3 protein-coding genes are annotated in these 1,851 nt (G+C 74.1%); all 3 read right to left on the bottom strand.

The window, feature by feature from the left end:
- Positions 1 to 746: dTDP-4-dehydrorhamnose reductase (gene rfbD, locus H5J33_RS33660; RefSeq protein WP_181798473.1), on the bottom strand; the 746-nt coding region annotated here is incomplete at its 3' end.
- Positions 740 to 1,306 carry a dTDP-4-dehydrorhamnose 3,5-epimerase gene (gene rfbC / locus H5J33_RS33655; RefSeq protein WP_309485552.1) on the bottom strand — a complete coding sequence of 189 codons (567 nt, stop codon included), beginning with the start codon at positions 1,304 to 1,306 and terminating at the stop codon, positions 740 to 742. The genes rfbD and rfbC, both read right to left, overlap by 7 nt.
- A gap of 59 nt (positions 1,307 to 1,365) precedes the next feature.
- A partial coding sequence (locus H5J33_RS33650) for an IucA/IucC family C-terminal-domain containing protein (protein ID WP_309485551.1) occupies positions 1,366 to 1,851 on the bottom strand: 486 nt, incomplete at its 5' end.

The raw sequence follows: 1,851 nt of genomic DNA, 5'->3' as shown, positions 1-1,851 counted from the left end.
AGCGCCGCGGTGGTGGTACGCCGGACCCGGTCCGGATCCCGTCCCAGCAGCCGGAACACCTCGCGGGCCAGCCCGTACCAGGTCGTCGTGCCCGAAGCGGTCGCGTGGTAGACGCCCGGTGGGGCGACACCCCGGGCGGCGGCCTCGCCCAGCCGCACCAGCAGACCGGCCAGCTCCACCGTCCAGGTCGGCTGGCCGTACTGGTCGTCGACCACGTCCAGGGTGGCGAGCCGCGCTTCCCGTTCGATCACCGTGCGCACGAAGTTGGGGCCGTGGGCGCCGTACAGCCATGCCGTGCGGACCACGTGTCCGCGCTCGGGCAGCGTCCTCAGCACCGCCTGCTCGCCGTCCAGTTTGGTGCGGCCGTAGACGGTGCGCGGCTCGGTCGGGGCCGTCTCCGGGTAGGGAGCGGTGGCGGTTCCGGCGAAGACGTAGTCGGTGGACGGGTGGAGCAGTACGGCCCCGGTCGCGGCGCAGGCCTCGGCGACATGGCGGGCCCCGTCCGTGTTGACGGCGCGGGCCCGCCCGGCCTGCCGTTCGGCGGCGTCGACGTCGGTCCACGCCGCGCAGTTGACCACGATCGCGGGACGGACGGCGCGTACCGCGGCGTGCACGGCCCCCCGGTCGGTGACGTCCAGTTCCCGCCGGTACAGGGCGAGGGTGTCCAACCGCCGGGCGGCCAGCACCCGGACCAGGTCCTGCCCCAGCAGGCCCTCGGCCCCGGTGACCAGCCACCTCGTCAGCACGACGCGTACCGGGGCAGCAGGCCGCGCGCACCCGCCTCGGCCAGCGACGGCGCTTCCCGGTCCCGGTCGGACAGCACCGTCCCCGCCCCGGCCGGCCAGCGTATGCCGAGGTCCCTGTCGAACGGATCGATGCCGTGCTCGTGCTCCGGGGCGTACGGGGTGGAGCACAGATAGACCACGGTCGCGTCGTCGGTGAGCGCGGCGAAGCCGTGGCCCAGCCCTTCGGCGAGGAACACCGCCCGGTGCGTACGGTCGTCCAGGGTGACGGCCTCCCAGCCCCCGAAGGTGGGGGACCCCGTGCGCAGGTCGACCACCACATCGAGGACCGCACCCCGCACACAGGTGACGTACTTGGCCTGGCCCGGCGGTACGGCGCTGTAGTGGACGCCCCGTACGACACCCCGGCGGGACACCGAGTGATTGGCCTGGGCGACGGTCATGGACCGGCCGGTGGCGGCGCGCAGCACATCCGGACGGAACCACTCGTGGAAGGTGCCCCGGTCGTCGTCGAAGACCCGTGGCTCGTAGACCCAGGCGCCCTCGATGCCCAGTGCTCGCACGGGACGTGGCACTCCTCTCGCTCGGTGATCGGTACCCATTCGAACGCCAGGGGAAGAGGTCAACGCCGTTTCCGGCCGACCGGAACGGCACCGGCGTGATGGGACAGCGAGCGCGGTTGCGGCAGCTCCGTCCACAGATCCCCCGCCCCGGTGGGTGACAGGCGCATCAGGGTCAGGGCCTTCGTGGGGAGGGGGTCCTCGCGCAGGGCGGGCAGGTCGGGGGTCGGGGGGAGGTCGGGGAGGGCTTCCTCCAGGGCGGTGGCCAGGGACTGGGCGGAGCCCGCCGTGCCGGCCAGGGCGCCGGACACCAGGGAGCCGAAGAGCTTGCGGCGCAGGACCGTGGGGTCGTCGGTGATCAGGCGGCCGGTGACGGCGGGCGGGGTGATGCCGTGCCGGGACAGCCGGGCGGGGCTGATGCGGATGTCGGCCAGATCGCGGTAGACCAGCCGCAGCGGGGTGCCGTCCGCCGCCAGCACCACCAGCAGGTTCTGGCCGTGGGCCTCCAGCGCCACGCCCAGGTCCAGCAGCCGCAGGCCCACCGTGAG

Origin of the sequence: Streptomyces sp. WELS2, assembly GCF_013870595.1 — a bacterium.
In the GTDB taxonomy this organism is placed as follows: Bacteria; Actinomycetota; Actinomycetes; order Streptomycetales; family Streptomycetaceae; genus Streptomyces.
This window is presented reverse-complemented; position numbering and strand designations above follow the sequence as displayed.